The organism is Rhodococcus erythropolis R138 (genome assembly GCF_000696675.2).
Lineage (GTDB): Bacteria > Actinomycetota > Actinomycetes > Mycobacteriales > Mycobacteriaceae > Rhodococcus_F > Rhodococcus_F erythropolis.
Map to the genome: position 1 here is coordinate 4,490,773 of NZ_CP007255.1, position 17,876 is coordinate 4,508,648.

The 17,876-nt window shown below is 63.7% G+C and carries 15 protein-coding genes and 1 pseudogene; 5 read left to right on the top strand and 11 right to left on the bottom strand.

Annotated elements, in window-relative coordinates; all coding sequences use genetic code 11:
* Positions 1-11: 11 nt before the first annotated feature.
* Positions 12-776 carry an acyltransferase gene (locus tag H351_RS20570; RefSeq protein ID WP_019747901.1) on the bottom strand — a complete coding sequence of 255 codons (765 nt, stop codon included), beginning with the start codon at positions 774-776 and terminating at the stop codon, positions 12-14.
* Positions 777-913: 137 nt separating this feature from the next.
* On the opposite strand from H351_RS20570, the gene H351_RS20575 reads away from it, so the two are divergent.
* Entirely contained in the window at positions 914-2,221 is a 1,308-nt protein-coding gene (locus H351_RS20575; protein ID WP_029255097.1) for an outer membrane protein assembly factor BamB family protein, read from the top strand.
* A 1-nt stretch (position 2,222) separates the two neighbouring features.
* On the opposite strand, the gene H351_RS20580 is transcribed toward H351_RS20575, so the two are convergent.
* The 5 genes from H351_RS20580 to H351_RS20600 are packed head-to-tail and all read right to left on the bottom strand — an operon-like array spanning position 2,223 to position 6,938.
* Entirely contained in the window at positions 2,223-3,380 is a 1,158-nt protein-coding gene (locus H351_RS20580; RefSeq protein ID WP_029255096.1) for a THUMP-like domain-containing protein, read from the bottom strand.
* 1 nt (position 3,381) lies between these two features.
* Positions 3,382-4,398 carry a class I SAM-dependent methyltransferase gene (locus H351_RS20585; protein WP_003944733.1) on the bottom strand — a complete coding sequence of 339 codons (1,017 nt, stop codon included), beginning with the start codon at positions 4,396-4,398 and terminating at the stop codon, positions 3,382-3,384.
* Positions 4,399-4,451: 53 nt separating this feature from the next.
* On the bottom strand, positions 4,452-5,231 hold the full coding sequence (locus tag H351_RS20590) for an enoyl-CoA hydratase/isomerase family protein (RefSeq protein WP_029255095.1): 780 nt from the start codon (positions 5,229-5,231) through the stop codon (positions 4,452-4,454).
* A 10-nt stretch (positions 5,232-5,241) separates the two neighbouring features.
* The gene (locus H351_RS20595; RefSeq protein ID WP_029255094.1) at positions 5,242-6,060 is read right to left on the bottom strand and encodes an NUDIX hydrolase; all 819 of its coding nucleotides are present in this window, start codon (positions 6,058-6,060) and stop codon (positions 5,242-5,244) included.
* A gap of 56 nt (positions 6,061-6,116) precedes the next feature.
* A complete protein-coding gene (locus H351_RS20600; protein WP_003944728.1) occupies positions 6,117-6,938 on the bottom strand; it encodes an ABC transporter ATP-binding protein in 822 nt (273 codons plus the stop codon).
* A gap of 51 nt (positions 6,939-6,989) precedes the next feature.
* Here H351_RS20600 and glgX point away from each other — a divergent pair.
* A pseudogene (gene glgX / locus H351_RS20605) lies at positions 6,990-9,032 on the top strand (glycogen debranching protein GlgX); the annotation flags it as partial.
* On the opposite strand, the gene yczE reads toward glgX, so the two are convergent.
* From yczE to ctaD, 4 genes are all read right to left on the bottom strand, one after another.
* Positions 8,945-9,739 carry a membrane protein YczE gene (gene yczE, locus H351_RS32205; RefSeq protein WP_029255092.1) on the bottom strand — a complete coding sequence of 265 codons (795 nt, stop codon included), beginning with the start codon at positions 9,737-9,739 and terminating at the stop codon, positions 8,945-8,947. The pseudogene glgX and the gene yczE overlap by 88 nt on opposite strands.
* A gap of 37 nt (positions 9,740-9,776) precedes the next feature.
* Positions 9,777-10,544: a peptidyl-tRNA hydrolase gene (locus tag H351_RS20610; protein WP_029255091.1), complete on the bottom strand. Its 768-nt coding sequence runs from the start codon at positions 10,542-10,544 to the stop codon at positions 9,777-9,779.
* Positions 10,541-11,761, bottom strand: coding sequence for a phosphoserine phosphatase SerB (serB, locus tag H351_RS20615; RefSeq protein ID WP_020969288.1), 1,221 nt, complete (start codon positions 11,759-11,761; stop codon positions 10,541-10,543). The genes H351_RS20610 and serB overlap by 4 nt, the downstream gene beginning before the upstream one ends.
* A 116-nt stretch (positions 11,762-11,877) precedes the next feature.
* Positions 11,878-13,668 (bottom strand): aa3-type cytochrome oxidase subunit I, encoded by a 1,791-nt coding sequence (gene ctaD, locus H351_RS20620; protein ID WP_020907234.1) that lies wholly within the window; start codon positions 13,666-13,668, stop codon positions 11,878-11,880.
* 349 nt (positions 13,669-14,017) lie between these two features.
* On the opposite strand from ctaD, the gene H351_RS20625 reads away from it, so the two are divergent.
* From H351_RS20625 to H351_RS20635, 3 genes are all read left to right on the top strand, one after another.
* Positions 14,018-15,013, top strand: a complete 996-nt coding sequence (locus H351_RS20625; RefSeq protein WP_019747891.1) for an ABC transporter substrate-binding protein — start codon at positions 14,018-14,020, stop codon at positions 15,011-15,013.
* A 49-nt stretch (positions 15,014-15,062) separates the two neighbouring features.
* A complete protein-coding gene (locus H351_RS20630) occupies positions 15,063-16,157 on the top strand; it encodes an iron-siderophore ABC transporter substrate-binding protein (RefSeq protein ID WP_029255090.1) in 1,095 nt (364 codons plus the stop codon).
* Positions 16,158-16,223: 66 nt separating this feature from the next.
* Positions 16,224-16,697: an NUDIX hydrolase gene (locus tag H351_RS20635; protein WP_029255089.1), complete on the top strand. Its 474-nt coding sequence runs from the start codon at positions 16,224-16,226 to the stop codon at positions 16,695-16,697.
* 75 nt (positions 16,698-16,772) lie between these two features.
* On the opposite strand, the gene nrdF is transcribed toward H351_RS20635, so the two are convergent.
* On the bottom strand, positions 16,773-17,738 hold the full coding sequence (gene nrdF, locus H351_RS20640; RefSeq protein WP_003944744.1) for a class 1b ribonucleoside-diphosphate reductase subunit beta: 966 nt from the start codon (positions 17,736-17,738) through the stop codon (positions 16,773-16,775).
* Positions 17,739-17,876 lie beyond the last annotated feature (138 nt).

The following is a 17,876-nucleotide window of genomic DNA, read 5'->3' on the forward strand; positions in this document are numbered from 1 at the left end:
CAAAAAGTGAGCTACGACGTCGACGACGCGTCGGCAGCGTCCGCAGCAGCCTTCTTGCGTGCGATGTCCTCGAGTGCCGCGATGTACTTCGCACGATCGGCAGCGCCGGCTTCCCAATCGGACTTGCGGTTCTTGACCGCCTTCGCAGGCGAGCCGACCGCGATGCTGAAATCCGGGATGTCTCCCTTGACGACGGCGTGCGCACCGAGCACACAACCGCGTCCGACGCGGGTATTTCGCAGCACGGTGACCTTCGCTGCCACCCAGGTGTCCGGGCCGATACGGACGGGGCCCTTGACGATGCCCTGGTCCTTGATCGGTGTGTTGATGTCGTCCATGCGGTGGTCGAAGTCGCAGATGTAGCACCAGTCGGCTACGAGCGTCGACGCACCGATTTCGATGTCGAGGTAGGTGTTGACGACGTTGTCCTTGCCGAAGACGACCTTGTCGCCGATGCGCAGCGAACCTTCGTGGCAACGGATCGCGTTGCCGTCGCCGATGTGTACCCAGCGCCCGATCTCGAGGCGGGACAGGTCGGGGGTCGAATGGATTTCGACGTTCTTGCCGAGGAACACCATGCCGCGCAGGATCACGTGCGGGTTGGCCATCTTGAACTTGGCGAGACGGTAGTACCGCACCAGATACCAGGGTGTGTACGCCTTGTTCGCCAGAACCCATTTGAGGGAATCGACCGTCAAGAACTTGGCCTGATCGCTGTCGCCTCGGCGTGATCCCCGCCATCGAGTGCGCAACGGTGCGCCCCACATGCTCGTCATGAGTGTTCAGCCTACGTGGGGCCGACTCACCGACCCTCGGGGTGTGCCCCGTCACGTTGCCCCGGTCGGGATAGTCTCTGGTCCGGGCTTGTGCAGTTACCGAGGGCTCTTGATCAAGTGAAGGCAGGGAGATTGTGATGCGGCGGGTCCTACGGTCGTCCGTGATGGTGTCGACGGCGATCGCTGCGGCCCTGATCGCCGGTTGCGGCAGCGACGACGGACGGGTGGACCGGTACGCGTCGGCGGGTTGGCCGGCCATGCATGCCGACGCCCGCAACAGCGACACGAGCCCGGTCACCGGATCACGCGATGTCGAGTTCGCATGGTCACGCCCTCTCGGCGGTCCGGTTGCCGCGTACGCCTCGGTGGCCGCGAACGGCCAGAGCTTCGTCACCGCCCGCACCGAGAACGGCTGCAATCTCTTCTCGTTCCAGATGGATACGGGTCGCAAGAAGTGGTGCGCTCGACTCAACGACGGAGTAGTCGCGTCCACGCCCATCGTCGACACGGCCACCAATGTCTACGTCGGTGAGAGCGGCGCGATGATGTCCTTCACCGAGACTGGTCAATTGCGTTGGCGCACGCTCGTTGTGGGCACTCCTCTCTCGTCGCAGTTCACCGGCGACGGAAACCTGTTGTTCATCACCCAATTGGGTCAGATCAACGTGCTCGACCCGCAGACCGGCGCCAAAGTGGTTCCGTCGTTCGACCTGATCCCGCCGCCGTCGATCGACCAGGGCGCAAATGCAGAACTCATTCCCGACAACAAGGGTTTGAACGAGTGCTTCCTCGGCACGTCCGGCTGCCCGGTGGCCAATACGCCGGCAGTGGACCTGGGCACCGGCAAGTTCTACTTCACCTTCTACGGACCCAGTTCTCGGGCAGCCGATCTGGTCGCCATGAAGTACACGGGCGGCGACAATCCGTCCATCACCCGCGAGTGGTCCACCGACGCGCTTCCCGGTGGAACGGCGTCGAGCCCGGACCTGTCGAAGGACGGCAAGACCGTGTACGCCACCGACAACAACGGATCTCTCTGGGCAGTGAACGCCGAAACCGGTGACACCAGATGGAGTTACGACATCGGCTTCAACTCGGCCGGTAGTGCCTCGACGTCCGACGACGGTTTGATCATTCCCGCCGGCGGCGACAAGGGCCACCTCCTTGCCGTGCGCGACGAGGGAGATCACGCCGAACTGGCCTGGGAACGTAAAGACCTTCTGCAACTGGGCGTTCCGGCGCAGACCGCCGGCAACACCGGATACACCGTCGTCCGCGAGGGTGAGAACGGACTGAGCCTGATCACCTTCGACACCGAAACCGGTGAGACGGTGGATCAGGACACGTTGCCGGGAGCAGTCGGCTTCACCGTCGGCACCTCGATCGGCCCCAAGGGCGAAGTGTTGACGCCCAGCGCAATCGGTGAGCTGTTCGTCTTCAAGTGAGCTAGCGGGACGCCTCACAGATGAAGGCCGACGCCGATCGTCCGATCCGCACGATCACGACGCTCAGCGCAAGCGAGCCCTTGAGCTTGAGCCGTGGACGCAGCACTGCCGGGTCAACGTCGACTCCTCGCACCAAAATTTCGGCCACACCGCAGTCCCGCTTGGACAGTGTCTGTTTGAGCAGTTTCTCCGAGTACTTGATCTGCTCGAGGATCCGGAATCCGCGAACTCCCTCAGGGACGCTGTCACCGGTCAGATAAGCGATGCGTGGATCGAGCTGCCAGAGGCCGTGTCTGGCCGCGTAGTGGCGCACGAGGCCTGCGCGCACTACCGCTCCGTCCGGGTCGATGATCCACTCCCCCGGAGCTTGCTCCGGAATCACGTCGTCCTCGGCGTCGGTGATCGCCCACCCGCTCCCGTCGGAGCGAAGCACCGAAGCTCGACGCGTGACGCCGGACTCGGCCAGTCCCGTCGACCACAGGCATGCTTCCTTGACGCCGCCGTCGAGCGAGACGACCTCGACTTCCCCGTCCCAGCCCAGATTGTCGAAATCGAGTCCGGGAGCACACTTCACCGCGAGATCACGGCCGGAGTACGCCTCGATGAGGTCCGGTAGAGGTGGCATCAACGCTGCCGGATCGTGAGTGCGGCGACCGCCCGATCGCCGGGCGGGGTCCGCCAGTACGACGGTGTCGCGTGTCGTCGGGCGGAGCGCGTCGGCCCGCAACAACGCTGCGCTCGGCACATTGCGCTGTGCCATCGCCAGGCGAACGGAATCGATGTCGCTGCCGATCACGCGATGCGCAACTCCGGTCAAGGCATGCAGTTCGGCGCCGATTGAGCACGTCACGTCGTGGACGTCGCGCCCGATCAGACGCTGCGCGCGGTGCGCCGCCACAACACCGGGAGTGGCCTGCTGCATCGCGTCGTCCGTGAACAACCACTGATCACTGCCGGGCAGTTTCGTAACGGCCTTGCGTCGAAGCAGGACGGTGTCCACGAGCGCAGGCATGTGATCACCGAAACGCGTACGCGCCCGGCCGATGTCGGCCAGACGCGTACGCGTGGACAGTTCGAGCTGATCCACCTCGGCCAAGGCAGCTACGCCGGAATCACTTCCGAGATAGTCGACGTCGCCGAGGGTGAAGTCATAACCCAATTCAGTTGCCGGGCTTCACGCCGGTGATCATGACGTTGTAGAAGAATCCGCGAGGAACGACGTGGCGGAGCACCTTCTCGTCGACCCAGCTGAGCGTCTTCCAACCACCGAAAGCGAAACGTCCCCAGCCCCAACCGAGCTTCTCCGGCGGAACAGCTGCTTCGAAGGTACGGACCGGCCATCCGAGAAGCGCCGCGGCGAATTCCTCGGTGGCAGCGTGGACCTGATCGGCTCCCGCGGACTTCGCCATGTTCTCGAGGTCGGTGGGGTCGAACGTGTGGATGTCGACGACTGCTTCGAGCGCTGCTGCGCGAGAGGACTCGTCGAGCTCTTCCTGCGGGCGACGCCAATCTGCCAGGAACGGCAGCTTGGTCACGCGTGTGGTTGCTTCCCACGTCGCGCGGCCGAGCCAGCGGGCGTAGAAGTTACCGACAGTCGTGGGCTCACCGGCGAAGACGAAACGGCCGCCGGGCTTGAGGACACGAAGGACCTCGCGCAGCGACTTCTCGACGTCGGGAATGTGGTGCAGCACGGCGTGGCCGACGACCAGGTCGAAGGTGTTGTCCTCGTACGGAATGGTCTCGGCATCGGCAACACGGCCGTCGACCGGAAGGCCGAGGCTTTCTGCATTGCGCAGTGCGACCTTGACCATGCCGGGCGAGAGGTCGGTGACCGAACCGGTCTTGGCGACTCCACCCTGCATCAGGTTCAGGAGGAAGAATCCGGTGCCGCAACCCAGTTCGAGGGCGCGCTCGTACGGGAGCGGCTGATCGCCCGCGACGGCGTCGAAACGACCACGTGCGTAGTCGATGCAGCGCTCGTCGTACGAGATGGACCACTTGTCGTCGTAGGTTTCGGCTTCCCAGTCGTGGTAGAGCACCTGGGCGAGCTTGGTGTCCTTACGAGCGGCCTCGACCTCTTCGGCCGTGGCGTGCGGCCGCGGCGCGGGGTCGACTACCGAGGTGTCGGTAGCGGCGGGCGGCGTGACGGTTGCGTCGTCATTCGGGCTGGCTGTCATGGCGGCTATCCTACTCGCTGGTAAGAGATGAACAAGTTCTAGTTTAGGGGAGCCTACTCGCCCGTGAACTCGGCCTTGCCCGGACCGTTGGCGATGAACGACTCCATGCCGATCGCCTGATCCTTGGTCGCGAACAATCCGGCGAACAGATGCTGCTCGATCTTGAGCCCGGATTCCAGGTCGGTGTTCAGACCCTCGTCGATGGCTGCCTTGGCAGCAGCCAAGGCACGTGACGCTCCCCCGACGAACTGCAAGGCCCACGTGCGAGCGGCGGTATACACGTCGTCGGGAGCGACGACCTCGTCGACCAAACCGATGGCCAACGCCTCGTCAGCCCCGACGAAACGGCCGGTGAAGACCAGATCCTTGGCCTTGGCCGGTCCGATCAGACGAGCCAGGCGCTGCGTACCGCCGCCACCGGGAATGATTCCGAGCAGAATCTCCGGAACTCCGAGCTTGGCGTTGTCTCCGACGATCCGGCGATCGGCCGAGAGTGCAACTTCGAGTCCGCCACCGAGTGCGTATCCGGTGATCGCGGCAACGGTCGGCTTCGGGATGGACGCCACGGCGCCGAGCCCGGCCTGCATGCCACCGATGGCGTCACGGATCTGGCCGTAATCCATCTCGGCCATTTCCTTGACGTCGGCACCGGCTGCGAAGACTTTCTCGCCGCCGTAGACGATGACGGCCTTGACTGCCTTGTCGACGGTCGCAGCGTGTGCGGCAGCAGCCAACTCGTCCTGGACCTGACGGTTCAGAGCGTTCATGGGCGGGCGCGCCAGACGGATGGTGCCGATGCCTTCGGAAACCTCGAGAGTCACAAATTCAGCCATGATCGAGAGGTTACTTTGCCGCCTTGACCGACCACGGATGCGGCCCGGCGACGTAGTAACCGTCCTGATTCGGGAACTCGACGCGCAGAGTCTCCTCGTCGGTGATCAACGTAGGCAGGATGACGGGAATCTCCGGCTCGGCTGCGAGTATCTCCGCCACCGAGCTGAACTTGGCCAATTCGGTCAGCTGACTCCACGTCGGCGGCAACAGGATGCTGCCACCCTCCCGCCAATGCGCCAGCGCGTCCTGCGGGCTCTGCCAACGCACCTCGGCGGCCTCGGAGGTGACCCCGTCCGCGATCTGTCCGGTCGGTGACGCTGCGACGAAGAAGCGCGTGTCGTAGCGGCGGGTCTCGCCCACCGGCGTGATCCAGTTCGCCCACGGCCGCAGCAGATCCGTTCGCAGGACCAGGTTCTCCTTCTTCAGGAAATCGCTGAACGACAGCTCGTGCTTTTCGAGAGCTACTCGGTCCTGTGCGTAGCCGGCCGTGTCCGCGACGACGGTGTCCGCGGTCGGTCCGGCGAGCAGAACGCCGCACTCCTCGAACGTTTCCCGCACCGCAGCCAAGACGAGAGCCTTCGCCCGAGCCACATCCGTGCTGAACCGCTCGGCCCACCACTCGACAGACGGTCCGGCCCACTCGACCTCTGCCGTCGCATCGGACTTGTCGACGCCGCCGCCGGGGAAGACCGTCATGCCCCCGGCAAACGCCATCCCCTGTACTCGTTGAAGCAGGAAGATCTCGATCCCGGATTCGGCATCGCGCACCAAGATGACGGTCGACGCATCCTTGGGCTCGGGGACAGCGTTTGTATTCTCGTTAGCCATGCTTCGCGAACCTACGCGATCTGTGATCTGGGACGCATTTCAGGTCCCACTGAAGCTCACGCGCGATGAGCTCCTGACGGCCTCGCACGTCGTGCGAAGTATCGGCCGTCCGCCTTGTCGAGGCTGATGGACTGGCTGAATGCCGCGCTCAGATTTTCGGCGGTGATGACGTCGTCCAGAAGGCCCTGAGAGACGACCTCCCCTTCCTTGAGAAGGAGTGCGTGAGTGAATCCTGGCGGAATTTCCTCGACGTGATGGGTGATCAGAACGGTAGCCGGGGCGTCCGGATCGGCAGCCAGTTCGGCGAGTCTGGCCACAAGTTCCTCACGTCCACCGAGATCGAGCCCGGCGGCGGGCTCGTCCAGGAGAAGAAGTTCGGGATCGGTCATCAAGGCTCGCGCGATGAGGACGCGCTTGCGCTCGCCTTCGGAAAGCGTCCCGTACGTGCGATCCGCCAGGTGCTCGGCGCCGAGGCTTTCGAGCATCTCCACAGCGCGCGAGGTGTCCATGGATTCGTACTCCTCGCGCCACCGACCGAGAACGGCGTAGCCCGCCGACACGACGAGGTCGCTGACCTTCTCGTCGCCGGGCACGCGGTTCGCCAACGACGACGAGGACAAACCGATTCGCGGGCGCAACTCGTTGACGTCGACCTTGCCGAGAACTTCGCCAAGGAGGTGGGCAGAACCACTGGTCGGGAAAGTCTCACCGGCCGCGATGCGCAGCAGCGAGGTCTTGCCGGCACCGTTGGGTCCGAGCACCACCCATCGCTCGTCCAGCTCCACTTTCCAGGTGACGGGCCCCACGAGAGTGGACCCTCCCCGACGGATGAGTACGTTGTCGAAATCGATGAGCAGATCTGGATCAGGTAGCGGCACCCGAACATCTTCCCGCACATTCTCCGGCCGTTCACGGCAGGATCATCTTGCGTGTCGCCTCTCATCGAAACTCGCACCCCGACGCCCGGGTCTCCGTTCCCACTCGGCGCCAACATCGTGGACTCCGGAACCCAGTTCGCGGTCCACGCACCAGCTGCGTCGAGCGTCCAGATCTGCCTGATCGACCAGGACGGAAACGAAGATCGCGTCGAACTCCGGCAACACACGTACGGAATCTGGCACGGGATCATCGCCGGGATCGGTGCGGGGCAGCGATACGGAATTCGGGCAAGCGGCCCGTGGAATCCGCGCGCCGGACTGAGACTGAATCCACACAAGCTGCTCATCGATCCGTGGGCGCGCCGCATCGAGGGGGAACTCGGTGACCACCGTGCCCTCCTGTCGTACGCCGACGATCCTTTCGGCGACCCGTCTACCCTCGACTCGCTCGGCCACGTGCCGCTGTCCGTGGTGACTCCCGGCCTCGTGCCCGCCGGAGCCCGCCTCGAGACGCCGTGGGAGGAAAGCGTGATCTACGAACTGCATGTGGGCGCGTACACCGCCAGTCATCCAGGAGTACCCGCCACCCACCGCGGAACGTACCTCGGCCTGACGGCACCGGCCGTGATCGATCACCTCGTCTCACTCGGCGTCACCGCCGTGGAACTGCTTCCCGTACAGGCGTTTCTGACCGAGCACAGCGTCCGCGAGCGAGGAATGCGCAACCACTGGGGATACTCGACGGCGTCGTACTTCGCCCCGCATCCCGGATACGCGGCAACTTCGGGCGGCGAAGTCACCGAGTTCCGGATCATGGTCGACGCACTACACGCGGCAGGCATCGAGGTCATCCTCGACGTCGTCTACAACCACACCTGCGAGCAGAGTGTCGACGGAATCAGCGTCAGCTGGCGAGGTTTGGACGGCCCAGGCTACTACCTTCTCGACGGCGACGGCCGCGACATCGACCTGACCGGGTGCGGCAACACGGTCGACGCCTGCTCCCCCATCGCCGTCCGCATGATCACCGACAGCCTCCGCTACTGGGCCACCGAAATGGGTGTCGACGGCTTCCGATTCGATCTCGCGAGCGCGTTGGGTAGGCCGCGCGGCGGCGGCTTCGACCAGCGGGCGTCCATCTTGTCGGCCATCTCCTCCGATCCGGTACTGACCCGGTGCAAGCTCATCGCCGAACCGTGGGATGCCACTGCCGACGGTTACCAGGTCGGAAACTTCGGACTCCAATGGTCGGAATGGAACGACAAGTATCGCAGCACTATTCGCCAGTTCTGGAACGGCGGCTCCAGCGTCCGGAAGGTCGCGTCGCGCCTCGCCGGTTCCGAGGACATCTTTGTCGGCAGCGGCCGTCGCCCATGGGCGTCGATCAACTTCGTCACAGCGCACGACGGGTTCACCGCCGCCGATCTGGTCGCGTACAACCACAAGCACAACGAAGCCAACGGTGAAGACAATCGTGACGGCGCCGATCACAACGATTCGTTCAACCACGGAATCGAAGGCCCCAGCACCGATCCCGAGATTCAGGACGCCAGGGCACGTCATGTACGGGCGCTACTGGCCACGCTCGTGCTGTCGACAGGCACACCGATGCTCACCGCCGGAGACGAGTTCGGCCACAGTCTCGGCGGAAACAACAACGCGTATTGTGTTCCCACACTTGCCTCCCCGGCCGATTCGTGGGCCCTGGACTGGACGGCGGCCGATCAGTCGTTGGTGCAGTTCGTCTCCCGAGCGTTCGGATTACGCCGAGCGGCACCGGCGTTGCGTCAGCCCGAATTCTTCGAAGGCAGAAGAAGACTGGAGCACCCGGACCTCGTCTGGTTCGACGCTGCCGGCGTCGAGTTCGACGACACCGCATGGTACGACGAGAGTCACCGAACGCTGCAGGCCTGGATCGACGGAGCCGACGTTCGGTCTCACACTCGGACCGGGCGCCCACTCGGTGACGACAGTTGGCTCCTGATCCTGCATTCCGGTGGACCGGTTCAGGTCACCGTCGGCACTCCGGAATGGTTCGACGGCACATTGACTGCATCGTTCGATTCGGCGTCACCGACCGGCGAACCTGCCTCCACGGCCGAAGTTCCCGTCGGCACGGAGATCTCATTGACCGGACCCACGGTCTTGGCCTTACGTTCCGTGACACGTCCGCCGGTAACCGCTGCTGTCATGGAATCCGGCAGCACCTTGATCAGTAATTGAATCGTCGGCCCGATCCCGAAGGCGTACAACACTGTTCCGACGCCAACCGTTCCACCGAGGAGCCATCCGGTAGCGAGGACCGCGATTTCGATGCTGGTACGCACGAGCCTGACCGACAAGCCGGTGCGCGCCACCAGTCCTGTCATCAACCCGTCGCGGGGACCCGGCCCCATGCCTGCCCCGATGTAGAGAACGCTGGCCAGTCCGTTGAGGAGGATTCCCGCGACCATGATCGCGGCGCGAACTGGCATGGAATCAAAGACCGGCAAGAAGGCCAGTGAAGTATCCACCGAGATTGCAATGACCACGACATTGGCGACCGTGCCGAACCCTGGCCGCTGACGGATCGGAATCCAGAGCAGCAGTACCACCGCACCGGTAATCGCAGTGATCACGCCGAAACTGAGCGAAACATGCTCGGCCACGCCCTGATGGAACACATCCCAGGGGTCCAGTCCGAGGCCGGCTGTGATCATCATGGCCATCGAGAAGCCGTACAACCACAGACCAACGAACAGCGAGGCGAATCTCCGTATCAACACTCGACCATCTTGAAGGCCACTGGACTGTTCATCCATAGCCAAGTTGTCGATACTGGACTGGTCGGTTAGGTCTCTAAGGAACCGCAATGACTGTCATGGAGCCTGGTGCCACTTCCGTGAAGCCCGCATCACGAACCGCGACAGCCTCCGACCGCTTCAATCGGTCTACTGCCTCGGCCCACTGTTTCGGACTTGCGTCGCGTACCGAGCAGCGAAAGTCGTTCTGCGCCCATACCCAGCACTGTTTCTCGGACATGGCCGCTGCCAACAACATCGAGGCATGCCCTACCTGTGCCGACGCCTTGCCTACCGTCATCTCGAGCTCCGAGTCGATCCACAGCACCGGAAGACCGGGCTCGGGCTGGCCAGGCTCGTCGTGCTCCAGGTCGGTGCCACCGATCTGCAACTTCTTGATTCGCGGGTCCAGTTCTCCGACCGGCCCGGGAACCAGAGCCCGCGCCTGGGCGCCATCCACGTCGACGGTGATTCCCGGTACCTCTTGCGCGGCGAGCCACTGGGCTCCACGCGCTCGGCGAGACACTTTCCGGATCCGGGCACCCACCCACGCCGAATAGTCCTCGTGCCACGGGCCGGGCTCCCCGTCTTCGGTGAACCCGACGCGTTCGTCCAGGCACAGCGCCACTGCCGCCGTTGCGGCAGCCTCGAGCAGTGCAGTGCGCTTCGGCGGGTCTGCCTTCGGGATGTGGAGAATGATCGGCATCGCCAACACCAGTGCCGGATCCGCGGGATCGTCTCGCCCACCGTACCCAGCGGCCAACACCGCGTGGCGCTCGCTCCAGCGAGAATCGGGATCGGAACTGACTGCTGGATCGGAACTCATGGAATCGGTACGCGTCGTACGCCACCGTCGACGGCGTCCGCAGCCTCGACCTCGTCGCGGGTCACACCGAGAATGAACAGCACAGCATCGAGGAAGGGATGCGACAAAGCCGCGTCCGCGACCTCCCGCAACGCGGGCTTGGCGTTGAACGCCACACCCAGTCCCGCGGCGTTGAGCATGTCGATGTCGTTGGCACCGTCACCGACGGCGACAGTCTGTTCCATCGGCACACCGACCTGATCGGCGAACTTGCGCAGCGCAACGGCCTTCGCGGCGCGGTCGACGATTTCACCGATCACACGTCCGGTCAGCTTGCCGTCGACGATCTCGAGGGTGTTGGCGTGCACGAAGTCCAGTTCGAGTTCGTGTGCGAGGCCTTCGATGACCTGGCGGAAACCGCCGGACACCACGCCGCAGTGGAATCCGAGGCGGCGCAGGGTGCGAATCGTGGTGCGCGCCCCCGGCGTCAGTTCGATGCTCTCTGCCACCTCGTCGATGACGGACGCGTCGAGACCGGCGAGTGTCGCCACACGCTGGTGCAGTGATTCGGTGAAGTCGATCTCGCCGCGCATCGCAGCTTCGGTGACGGCGCGGACCTCGTCCTCGACGCCGGCCTTCGCGGCGAGCATCTCGATGACCTCGCCCTGTACGAGCGTCGAGTCCACGTCGAACACGATCAGACGCTTGGCCCGGCGAGCCAGTCCTGCGCGCTCGACTGCGATGTCGACGTTTTCGAGAGCGGCGACCTCGGCGAGTCCGGTACGCAGCTTCGCGTCGCCGTCGACAGTATCGGCTGCGCTGACGCTGAGTTCGAGGCCGGTGACCGGATAGTCGGCGACACCACGGATGGAGTCGATGTTGGCGCCCTGCTTCGCGAGTTCGCGTGCTACCGAGCGCATTGCGCGGGCATTGACGGGGCTGCCGAGAACAACGACCGCGTGAGTGGACACTGCAGGTCGACCTGGATCGGCACCGATTTCGATGTCGACGTTCATTCCGACCGTCGCCATCGCCTGTTCGAGCTCTTCCTGAAGGGCTTCGGGATCGTTCGGGCAGGCCACCATGACGCCGAGTGTCAGTCGACCTCGAATCACCACCTGCTCCACGTCGAGCAGACGCACATCGTGCCGCGACAGCGCCGCGAACAGTACCGAGGTGACGCCAGGGCGGTCCGGCCCGGTCACAGTCACCAGAACAGTGGTGTCAGAGGCACCCACCGAAAACTCCGATCGTTTCTTCGTTCGCGTCTTGATCGTCACTATTGTGCCAAGCGAAAGGCCCCACCCGTTACTCGGGCGGGGCCTTCGCTGATTACTTCAGTGTGTTACTTCGCTCAGGAGCGGCTGTCGGTGCCGGGGTCGCCTTCGTCCCCGACTGTGAGCGGCTCGTGACGAGCATCTTCGAGCACGGTGCTGGCGTTCTTCCCACCGTGACCGGGGCCGACGTGCGCTTCTGCGCGCATTCGCTCCACCATGTGCGGGTAGTGCAGCTCGAAGGCCGGACGCTCGCTGCGGATGCGCGGCAACTCGGTGAAGTTGTGACGCGGCGGCGGGCAGGTTGTCGCCCACTCGAGCGAGTTTCCGTAGCCCCACGGATCGTCGACGGTGACCACTTCGCCGTAGCGGTAACTCTTGAAGACGTTCCAGATGAACGGGAGCGTCGAGGCACCGAGTACGAACGCGAAGATCGTGGACACCGAGTTCAGAACCGTGAACCCGTCCGAGGGCAGGTAGTCGGCGTAACGACGCGGCATACCTTCGGCACCGAGCCAGTGCTGGACGAGGAACGTGCCGTGGAAGCCGACGAACGTGGTCCAGAAGTGCCACTTGCCGAGGCGCTCGTCCATCATGCGGCCGGTCATCTTCGGGAACCAGAAGTAGATACCGGCGTACGTGGCGAACACGACCGTACCGAAGACCACGTAGTGGAAGTGGGCGACGACGAAGTAGCTGTCCGTGACGTGGAAGTCGAGCGGCGGGCTCGCGAGGATGACGCCCGACAGACCACCGAAGAGGAAGGTGATCAGGAAGCCGATCGAGAACAGCATCGGCGATTCGAAGGTCAATTGCCCCTTCCACATCGTGCCGATCCAGTTGAAGATCTTCACACCTGTCGGCACGGCGATCAGGAACGTCATGAACGAGAAGTAGGGCAGGAGAACAGCGCCGGTCGCGTACATGTGGTGAGCCCACACTGCGATCGACAGAGCGGCGATGGCCAACGTTGCGTACACCAGGCCGCTGTAGCCGAAGATCGGCTTACGGCTGAAGACCGGGAAGATCTCCGAGACGATGCCGAAGAACGGCAGCGCGATGATGTACACCTCGGGGTGACCGAAGAACCAGAACAGGTGCTGCCACAGCAGCACACCGCCCGTTGCCGGGTCGAAGATGTGTCCACCGAGATGGCGGTCGACGAACAGGCCCATGAATGCAGCGGTCAGCAGCGGGAACGCCAGCAGGATCAGGATGCTGGTGATGAAGATGTTCCAGGTGAAGATCGGCATGCGGAACATGGTCATACCGGGTGCGCGCAGGCAAATCACGGTGGTGACCATGTTGACGCCACCGAGGATGGTGCCGAGGCCGGCGACAGCCAGACCCAAGACCCACAGGTCGGCGCCGACGCCGGGGCTGTGCAGCGCGCTGGTCAGCGGCGTGTATGCCGTCCAACCGAAGTCTGCTGCGCCACCGGGCGTGACGAATCCGGCCGTCGTGATGATCGCGCCGAACAGGTACAGCCAGTAGCTGAACGCGTTCAGACGCGGGAACGCGACGTCGGGTGCACCGATCTGGAGCGGAAGAATGTAGTTCGCGAAGCCGAAGACGATCGGGGTCGCGTACAGCAGCAGCATGATCGTGCCGTGCATGGTGAACAGCTGGTTGAACTGTTCGTTGGAAAGGAACTGCATGCCGGGTACAGCAAGTTCGGCACGCATCATCAGTGCCATGAGGCCACCGATGAGGAAGAAGGCGATGGAAGTCGCCAAGTACATGATTCCGAGCACCTTGGGATCGGTGGTCGTGATCATCTTGAAAATGAATGAGCCCTTGGGTCCCTGCCGCGGCGGGTAAGGCCTGGCCGGCGCTATCGTGGGGACTGGCTGGGGCGCTACGGCAGTCACTGATCCTCCTGAATGTGCCTTTGGTCGCTCCGCAGACTCCGTCAAAGAGCCCTTGGTTGCGCCCGCAGGGTCCGTCGCCCGGGCTGCGGACAACGGCTTCTGGCTTGCGCTCATCGAATCGTAGACCGTGACTCCGAGGCACCGCGACCCGGTCCTACTCTGCGTCGTACTCGAGCATCCGTTTTTGGGGGCACCAAACGAACGACCTGCGGTTTATGTTCCCTCGGGAGTCCGAACCCACATCCGAATCGGCGTGTCGTACCCGTCGAAGAATTCGGCCGGTGTCCGTTTTCGGCCATCTCCTCCACTGATAAGGTCACCCTCGCCTAACTCACCTCAGGAGTATTCAGTGAAATTCTTTCCCCGCCGCGCCGCGCTGGTAGCCGTCGCAGCCTCGATCGCCTTGGTCGTTCCAGCCTGCTCGAGTAACGACGAGCCCGCTGCAACCACCACCTCGACCGAGTCGGGCGCATTCCCCCGCACGATCGAACACTTCCGTGGAAGCACCGAAATCCCGGCAGCACCCCAGCGGATCGTCGCGCTCGACAACAGCTTCACCGACGCAGTCCTTCTCCTCGAATCCCCGCTCGTCGGCTACGTCGACTACCGCGAGCCCGGTCTGCCCGACTACCTCGGATCCTCGCGGGAGGAATTCGCCGCGGACGCCGTCTCGGTCGGCACGGTCAGCAGTGCAAGCCTCGAGAAGATCGCCGCACTGCAGCCAGACCTCATCATCTCCGCCGAGGTCCGCGACGGGAAGAACTACGAACAACTGTCCGCGATCGCACCCACCGTCTTCACTCAGACGACCGGCCCGACGTGGAAGGACAACATCCGCCTGGTCGGTCAAGCGCTGGGCAAGGAGTCACTGGCCGAGGCGAAGATCACCGAGTACGAAACCCGCGCAGCCACCGTCGGCAAGGAAATCAACGAGAAGGCGAACAACCCGGTCATCTCGGTAGTCCGATTCGCCGGTGAACCGACGGCACGCCTCTACCGCACCACCTCGTTCAGCGGCATCGTCCTTCAGGACGCCGGATTGAAGCGCCCGGACAACCAGGGACCTGACCCCGCCGATGCCGGAAACATCATGATGAAGATCAGCCCCGAGCTGATCAACGAAGCCGACGCGGACGTCATCTTCATCAGCACCTGGCAGGACGCCGAGGGCAAGAGCGCCGAAGCTGCGAAGCCGTTCCTCGAGAGCCCGCTGTGGCAGACCCTTCGAGGACGCAAGGTCGACGTGGACGATTCACGTTGGATGTCGCCGGTCAGCATCCAGGGCGCCCACATGATCCTCGACGACCTCTCGGACACGTTCGAGGTGGACAAGCAGAACAGCTGAGTCGAACAGCTAACCTGAACGGCGCCCGCTCACACAGGAAGCCGTCGACTTGTCTGTTCTCTCACGTACGTCTGTTCTCTCAACCACGTCCGCCCGCACGTCCATTCGTCGTGTCTCGATCCTGGGGATCGCTGCCACGATGCTCGTCCTCGGTGGTTGCTCGTCCGACTCGTCGGACGATCCCGCGAGCACCATCGTCCGGACCACTACGTCGATCGCCGGTGCCGGCGTGATGGGCATCGAACGCGACACCGCCACCGCGTGCCCGACGCCGACGCAAGCCGACCCGGGAGCGGGCCCCGGGGTGAAGCGTCGAGTCGTACACACTGCGGGTGAAACCGAGGTTCCTTCCGATCCCCAACGGATCGTGGTCCTCGACAGCGTCTCGATGGACGCCGTGTGCGCCCTCGGTCTGTGGGAGCGGGTAGTGGGCGCCGCGACCGGTGTCGACTCGCCTCAACCGTCGTACCTCGGTTTCGGCATCTCGGAGATTCCGAGCGTCGGCCCCGTGAGCGCACCCGACGTCAACGCCGTGAAGGCCGCCGCGCCGGACTTGATCCTCGGGTCCAGTCCGGCGTCCGACGGTTTGTACGGGCAACTCGACGCCATCGCCCCCACCGTGTTCGCCGGCGCGGATCCCGTGTACTGGAAAGCGCAGTTCGCCCTCGCCGGCCAGGCACTTGGCCGTTCGTCCGCGGCTGCGACGGAGCTGGACCGCTACCAGCAGGACGTCGTGCAACTCGGCGACGCATTGAATGCATCACAGACGCAGGCATCAGTGGTTCGGTTCGGTTCGAAGGACCTGCAGATCGAGGGTCCCGCATCCTTCGCCGGACAGGTCCTCAGCGACGTCGGCGTCCGGCGCCCACCGGCGCAGCGATTGACCGATGCGACCACAGCACCGATTCCGGCCGACGATCTCAGCGCCGCCGAAGGTGACTTGATCTACGTACTCTTCGACGGGCCGAACGGCCGTACCTACGGCACCGAGATCATGAAGAGCGACCAGTGGCAGGACCTCGCCGCCGCCACCGACCGGCGTGTGTTCGTCGCTGAAGACGAAATCTGGAACGGAAACGGGATGACTGCCGCCCGTGCCGTATTGGCGGACTTGAAGGGAACCTTGAACGGATATGCGAGCTGACTGGAACGAACCGCTACTCCCACATTCGAGGCGGCTCGCCACAACTGTGACGGTCGGGTTCTGATCATGCCGATCCCGGAATTCATTGTCGCTTTGCGCGAGAAGGTCGGTCATGCGCCGCTCTGGCTGTCCGGCGTGAGCGTCGTGATCCGCGACGACGACGGCCGGGTCCTGCTCACCCGCCGCGCCGACAACGGTCAGTGGGCCGTCGTGTCCGGCGTTCTCGAGCCCGGAGAGGAACCGTCGGCGGCGGCGGTGCGGGAGGCGAAGGAAGAAACCGGCGTCGACGCCGAATTGATTCGGATCACGAGTGTCGATGTCACAGAACCCATTACGTACCCCAATGGTGACGTGACCCAGTACCTCGACGTCTGCTTCCTGGCCAGGTGGACCGGCGGAGATGCACACGTGGCGGACGACGAAAACCTCGAGGTCGCGTGGTTCGCGCCGAGCGGATTGCCTTCGGACATGACGGAAACCTCGCGTCTGCGCCTCGCAAAAGCATTGCTGGACAAGCCGGAAGCGTGGTTTCTGCGCTGACCCACTCCCCCATCGACGACCGAAGCCCGATTCCCGCGTGTGCAGGAGTCGGGCTTCGTTGGGTGCAGGGTCGCTCTAGAAATCCCAGTCGTCGTCTTCGGTGTTGACGGCTTTGCCGATGACGTAGGAGCTTCCCGAGCCGGAGAAGAAGTCGTGATTCTCGTCCGCATTCGGTGAAAGTGCCGACAGGATAGCCGGATTGACGTCCGTCTCGTCCTTCGGGAAGAGGCCTTCGTAGCCGAGATTGTTGAGCGCCTTGTTGGCGTTGTAGCGCAGGAACTTCTTGACATCCTCGGTCAGGCCGACGCCGTCGTAGAGGTCCTGCGTGTAGTCGACCTCGTTCTCGTAGAGCTCGAAGAGCAGCTCGAACGTGTAGTTCTTGAGCTCTTCACGCTCGGCCTCGGTGAGCTGTTCGAGGCCCTTCTGGTACTTGTAGCCGATGTAGTACCCGTGCACGGCCTCGTCGCGGATGATGAGGCGGATGAGGTCTGCGGTGTTGGTGAGCTTGGCTCGCGAGGACCAGTACATCGGCAGGTAGAAGCCGGAGTAGAAGAGGAAGCTCTCGAGGAGCGTCGAGGCGACCTTGCGCTTGAGCGGCGACTCGCCGTTGTAGTAGTCGAGAACGATCTGCGCCTTGCGCTGCAGGTTGGGGTTCTCCTCCGACCAGCGGAACGCGTCGTCGATGTCCGGGGTGGAGCACAGCGTCGAGAAGATCGAGCTGTAACTCTTCGCGTGCACCGATTCCATGAAGGCGATGTTGGTGTACACCGCTTCTTCGTGGGGAGTGATCGCGTCCGGGATGAGGCTGACGGCGCCGACCGTTCCCTGGATGGTGTCGAGCAGCGTCAGGCCCGTGAAGACGCGCATGGTGAGCTGCTGCTCCTGCGCGGTCAGCGTTCCCCAGGACGGGATGTCGTTGGAGACCGGCACCTTTTCGGGCAGCCAGAAATTGCTGACGAGGCGATCCCATACCTCGGCGTCCTTCTCGTCCTGGACGCGATTCCAGTTGATGGCGGAAACGCGACTGACCAGCTTGACCATAATTCCTACCTAGCGAGAGAGATACTGCCGAATGTTGGCTTGCCTGAACACTACCCGTTGTGTCGGGTCCGCGATGCCAACACAACAACATGTGTCGCACGCGCCCCTCCACGAGTACAAAAAATGTGATATCAATTA